At 74.4% G+C, this 5,528-nt stretch carries 6 protein-coding genes; all 6 read right to left on the bottom strand.

Annotated features, from left to right (window positions below):
• Positions 1-232: hypothetical protein (locus tag ACRX5S_RS08885; protein ID WP_436772264.1), on the bottom strand; the 232-nt coding region annotated here is incomplete at its 3' end.
• A complete protein-coding gene (locus ACRX5S_RS08880; RefSeq protein WP_436772263.1) occupies positions 232-675 on the bottom strand; it encodes a nuclear transport factor 2 family protein in 444 nt (147 codons plus the stop codon). The genes ACRX5S_RS08880 and ACRX5S_RS08885, both read right to left, overlap by 1 nt.
• Positions 672-1,652, bottom strand: a complete 981-nt coding sequence (locus tag ACRX5S_RS08875) for an NAD-dependent epimerase/dehydratase family protein (RefSeq protein ID WP_436772262.1) — start codon at positions 1,650-1,652, stop codon at positions 672-674. Before ACRX5S_RS08875 ends, ACRX5S_RS08880 begins: the two co-directional genes overlap by 4 nt.
• 153 nt (positions 1,653-1,805) lie before the next feature.
• Positions 1,806-3,356, bottom strand: a complete 1,551-nt coding sequence (locus ACRX5S_RS08870; protein WP_436772261.1) for a hypothetical protein — start codon at positions 3,354-3,356, stop codon at positions 1,806-1,808.
• The gene (locus tag ACRX5S_RS08865; protein WP_436772260.1) at positions 3,356-4,663 is read right to left on the bottom strand and encodes an FAD-dependent monooxygenase; all 1,308 of its coding nucleotides are present in this window, start codon (positions 4,661-4,663) and stop codon (positions 3,356-3,358) included. Before ACRX5S_RS08865 ends, ACRX5S_RS08870 begins: the two co-directional genes overlap by 1 nt.
• A gap of 139 nt (positions 4,664-4,802) precedes the next feature.
• On the bottom strand, positions 4,803-5,528 hold a 726-nt coding region (locus tag ACRX5S_RS08860; RefSeq protein WP_436772259.1), incomplete at its 5' end, for an ABC transporter substrate-binding protein.

Genomic DNA, 5,528 nt, shown 5'->3' with positions numbered 1-5,528 from the left:
CCCACCCCCCCCGGGCCCGCGCACGTGCGGGCGGCCGGTCGTCGCGGCGGAACTCCAGGTGGATCGAGAACCGTGTGACAAGCGCGTCCGTCAACCGGTAGCCCAGCTCGTACCCCAATTCGCAGGCGCGGTGGGCGTGTCGCGGCCAGGCGTTCCACAGCGAGGTGGCGACGTACGTACGGCCGTCGAACTGCCGTAGCAGAGCCGCCTCGTGGCGCGGCCAGTTCCGCATCACAGTGCCGGGTACGGTCCTTGGCGCCAGTCGCCGGAGACCGCGCGGCGCACGATGCGCCACTCGCCGCCGGTCAGCGCCACCTCGTCCGTGTAGCGCACGCCGACGACCAGGTTCTCCGGGTGCTCGGCACCCGCCGGCTCGCCTTTGAAGTGGTAGGCGACGGCGTACGTTTCCACTCTCCCGGTGCGCGCCCCGTCGTCGACGTCGGCGATCTGGTTGCCCATGAAGTGCATCGTGACCGGGAAGAACTCGACGCCGGGCCGCAGCCGTTCGAGATACTCGTCGATCGCGAGCGCGTCGCGCGAGCCGTCGACGAAGGCGTCGTCGGCGAAGCAGGACCGGACCAGGGCCCAGTCGCGGCGGTCGATTCCGCGCGCGTACAGCTTCGGCAGGCGCAGCGCGCACCGTTCGGCCCACAGGAGTTCGGCGAGGTCGCTCATCCGTGCGTGGCCTCCAGCCAGTCGAGGGTGCGGCGCAGGGCTTCGTCCAGGCGCACCGGGGTGTGGCCCAGGCGCGTCCGGGTCAGGGTGTCGGTGTAGTACGGCTCGGGGAAGGACCGGTTGGCCAGCGCGACCAGGCTCGGTCCCGACTGGCGCTGCAACTCCTGGTCTCCGGCGAGGAGTTCGGCGGTGATGTCGCGTACGCGGTGGGCGGATCCGGCCAGTTCGCACGCCCGGTTGAGGAACTGGGCCATGCTGCACACGTCGTCCGGGTGCGCGAAGGCGAGGTACTTCTCTCCCGCCCGGCCGTGTTCCAGGGCGGCGACGGTGACCGCCGCGACGTCGTCGGCATACGACCACGGGATCGGGAAGTGCACCGTCGACTCGATCTCGCCCTTGAGGGCCAAGAGGATGCGCAGGTTGTAGCTCGGGGCCTCCAGCGCGCGGCCGGGGACCGGCGAAGGCCCGAAGGTGCCGCCGGGGATGACCGCGCACGCGTCCAGGCCGTCCGCGGCACGGCGCATGACCTCGACGAACGCGGCGCGCTTCGACACCGAGTAGGGGTCGCCCGGAGGCGTCTCCAGCAGCGGCGAGTCCTCGCTGAGCGGGCGGTCGGTGTAGTCGAAGTAGGTCGTCGTGCCCAAGGCGACAGTACGCCGCGCCCCGACCGCCGCCGCGGCGTCCAGGACGTGGGTGAGACCGCCCGTGTTGACACGTGTGTGCTCGTCCAGGTTCTGCGAGGCGCCGCCCAGCACCGCCGCCGAGTGCACCACGAATTCGGCGCCCTCGGCCGCGGCCCGCACGTCCGCGCCGTCGGTGATGTCGCCTTCGACGAGGACGACGCCGAGTTCGCGCAGCGGGGTGCTCTCGCTGCCCGGGCGCACCAGGGCCCGGACGTCGTCGCCGCGCTCGCGCAGTCGACGGCAGATGTTGGCGCCGATGAGGCCGGTCGCACCGGTGACGAAGACGGTGGGCAAGTCGCTTCCCCTTCGAGCCGCCGCAGACGGCCCGACTCCCGGGCCGCGTTCCTCCGTCTTGATCTGTATCCCGATCGCCCGGCGTCTTCAAGGGCCGCCGCGTTTCGGCGGCCCGCCCGCATGGTGCCGAGCGCACGGACGCGCCCCGCCCCGTCAGCCCCCGGCCTGCCGGCCCGGCGAGTTCGGACGCGCGCACAGATAAGGCCGAGACAGATAGAGGGCGACCGTCGTCAGCAGCATGCCGAAGTAGACCGGCGCGAGGTGCCAGAAGTCGGTGTACGTGATGTGCGCGTGCACCACGACCGGCGGGACGAACCCGCAGGCGGCGGACGCCGCGAGCGACCACCACACCCATCCCGCCCCGCGCCGCCAACCCCACGCGCTCACCAGGACGATGGCGACCGCGGCGGCCATCAGGGCCCCGCCGAATCCCGCGCGGTCGTGGGCGATGAACGCGAGGAGGCGCGGGTTCGCGTTCTCCAGTTCGTCCGATGTGGTGCCGAGGAAGGCCAGGTCGCTGGGGACGAAGACCTCGGTGAGCCCGACCACCGACACCACCGCGCCGCCGATGAACAGGCCCGCGCCGGTCAGGATCATCAGGAGTTGGCCGGTGAGCGCCCGGCGCCGCTCGTGCTCCGGCCCGTCCGGGAGGATCCGCCAGCGCGGCTGCCCAGGCGCACGCCACACCGCCGCCACGAACATCGGGAACAGGACGGCGGCGACCGCGGTGTGCAGCGGCTCCACGAACCCGGTCGCAAGGAAGTACAGGAGCGTCGGGAAGCCGATCAGCCCGGACGCGAGCAGCGCGTTGCGCGCCCAGGGCCAGCCCTGCCGGATCCCGCCGGCGGCGAGCCCGGCGTACAGGATGCCGATCGCGACCATCGTGGCGGCCATGGTGATCCGGTCGTGCTGGAGGAACGACACGAGGTGGTGGTTGACGCCGTGCAGGTGGTCGCGGTCCAGGCCGAGGAAGTCCCGGTCGTACCAGAGCAGTACGGGTCCGAGCGTGATCGCCGCCGCGCCCAGCCCCGCGCCGACCATGCCGAGGCCCACGCACAGGCCCCACCACCAGGCGGGCCAACGGCGGGGGTCCCGCCCGACGTCGGCCCGGGGGTTGGGCGGCGGGGACGTGGGGGTCACGGCCTCGGCGACGCGCTGGAACCAGCCGGGTCCGGCGGCCAGGAGCACGGACGGCCGGGCCACGACCGCCTTGACGGGGTCGGCCGCCAGCGCGGCGACGGCGTCGGCCACGAGCGGGGAGGACAGGCGTACCAGATCGTCGTCGTCGGCCAGGACGGCGTCGACGTGCGGCGCGAGGGCGGCGGACACCGCCGGGTCGCCGGTGAGTACGAGCACGGGGACGCGCCGCCCGGCGGCCGCCTCGCGCACCGCGTCGACCTCGGACGGCCCCACCGGCGTCACGACGACGAGTCCGGCGCCCTGGGTCGGCAGGGCGCGTACGGCGTCGCGTGCCACTTCGGGCGGCACCTCGGCGCCCAGGCGGTTCGCCAGGTCGAGCCCGGCCGCGGCCCCGGCGAGTTCGGCGGGTGGGGGGCGGTGGCCGAACGCCCCGGCCACGAGGCGGCGTCCGAGCGGCCGCGCGGACAGCCGCCCGAGCATCCTCAGGGCGGCCCGCTGCGAGCGTCGGGCGCCGAGCAGGGTGGCTGCCGCGCCGCGCAGCGGGTGGTACGTCCAGTCGGGCATCAGGGCCGCCAGCCGAGGATGGGGGCCATCGAGCGGAGGGTGAGCGCGGCCGGGGTCAGCCGGGCGGCGAGGTCGCGGGCGGTGGCGGCGGGCGGCCAGGCGAGTTGGCCGATCGAGCCGAAGCGGGCGGAGCGTCGGGCGATCGACTGCGTGCGCGGCCTGCGCTCGCGGTCGTAGCGGGCGAGCCCGGCATCGATGGCGGCGGGATGGTCGGCTGGGTGGTCGGCTGGGCGGTCGCCCGGGTGGCCGCCGGGGTAGTCACCGCGGCGGTCGACGGCTGGGGCGGCGCCGGGGTCCAGGCAGGCCGCCAGCACCACGGCGTCCTCCAGCGCCTGGCAGGCGCCCTGGCCGAGATTGGGGGTCATGGCGTGCGCAGCGTCGCCGAGGAGCACCACGCGACCGCGGACGTATCCGGACAACGGGGGCAGGTCGTGGATGTCGTGCCGGAGCACGCGGTCCGGCGGCACCGCGGCGAGGAGGTCCGGGATCGGGGCGGGCCAGTGGCCGAAGCGCCGCAGGAGCTCCGCGTACTCGCCGCCGGGGCTGCTGCCGCCGGGCGGCACCGTCGCGGTGGCGAAGCAGTAGTAGCGCCCGCCGGGCAACGTCGTGTGGCCGAACCGCTCGCCCCGGCCCCAGGTCGCGGCGCCGTCCTCGACGGGTGCCGCGAGCGGGTCGGTGATCATGCGCCAGGCGGTGTAGCCCGCGTAGCGGGGTGCCGCGGCCTCGGGCCAGAACAGGCGGCGTACCGTGCTGTGGAGGCCGTCCGCGCCGACCACCAGGTCGACGTGGCGGGTGTCTTGGCGGGTGTCTTGACGGGTGTCTTGGCGGGTGGCACCGCCGGTGCCGCCCTCGATGCCGCTCCCGGTACCGTCGCCGGTTTCGACGTCGACCACGACACCATCGGGCCGCGGCCGGATACCGGTCACCGTGGTCGACGGGCACAGCGTCCGCTCCGGCAGCGCCTCCACCAGGGCGCGGACCAGATCGGCGCGGTGCAGGACGACCAGGGGCATGCCGAACCGGCGGCGCAGTGCGTCGTTGTCGGTACGACTCAGCCACCGGCCCCCGCGATCGCGGACGCCGCCCCACGCCTCGACCGCGCCCAGCTCCCGCACCCGCGCGTCCAGTCCGTCCAGCGCCGCGAGCGCGTGCAGGGCGTTCGGCCACAGCGACAGACCCGCGCCGATCTCGGTGAACGCGGGGGCGCGCTCGCAGACCTCGACCTGCCAGCCCCGGCGCGTCAGCGCCACGGCCGCCGCGAGCCCGCCGATCCCGCCGCCGACCACCAGCGCGCTTCTCCCTGTCACCGCGTCAGCGTACTGAGCGGCCGCCCAGCGGACGCGGTCGGCACCGCCACACCGATGCCGACCGCCGGGACGCGCACCCGCCCCCCCCGGAGCCGTCCCGCCCGCCGAACCCGCCGGGCCCGCCAACCCTCCGGGCCGGTCACCCCGTCTTCGGCAGCGTGTACGAGCGGGCTCCCGGAACCTCGTGCGCCGGTTCGACCGTCACCAGACCGCCCGGCTCGGCCCGGTCCACCTTGAGGATGAACGTCTGGTACGACGGCGGCGCGGTGTTCGACGAGAAGTCCAGCTTCAGCCCGAGCCCCACGTCCATCCCGGTCTGCTTGCGGTGCGCCGCGACCAGGCCTTCGCGCGTCAGGTCGCCCGCCGCGCAGGCCGCCCGCAGGTCCTCGGCGAAGATCCCCGCGGCGGCGTAGCCCGAGATGATGCCCTGGTCGACCGGCATGCCGGGGAACTTCGCCTGGTAGTCGGCGGTCAGCTTGGTGAGCGCCGGCAGGTCCGGCGAACCGATCGCGGGCACCGGGCTGGCAATGGCCAGACGCGCCTCCATCGGCCCGGCGGCCACCGCGAGGAGCTGCGGATGGAAGCCGACCGCGTGCGACAGCACCGGCACCTTCAGGCCGGCCGACTCCGTGCCCACCATGACCGGGGCGACCTGCCGCGGCCCGGTGCTGATCACGATCGCCTTCACCCCGGCCGACTTGAACGCGGTCACCGCGGCCGTCATGTCCTGGTCCGTCGGCTTGACCTTCTGCTCGACGACCGACACCCCCGCGGTCTGCGACGCGTGCTTGACGCCGAGCGCGCTGTTCACGCCGAACTCGTCGTCGCTGTAGATGTGCCCGATCCTGTCGCCGCTCGCGAGCGG

The organism is Yinghuangia sp. YIM S09857 (assembly GCF_051388915.1).
In the GTDB taxonomy this organism is placed as follows: Bacteria; Actinomycetota; Actinomycetes; order Streptomycetales; family Streptomycetaceae; genus Yinghuangia.
The sequence above is the reverse complement of the archived record's forward strand: the minus strand, read 5'-3'. Positions and strand labels throughout refer to the sequence as shown.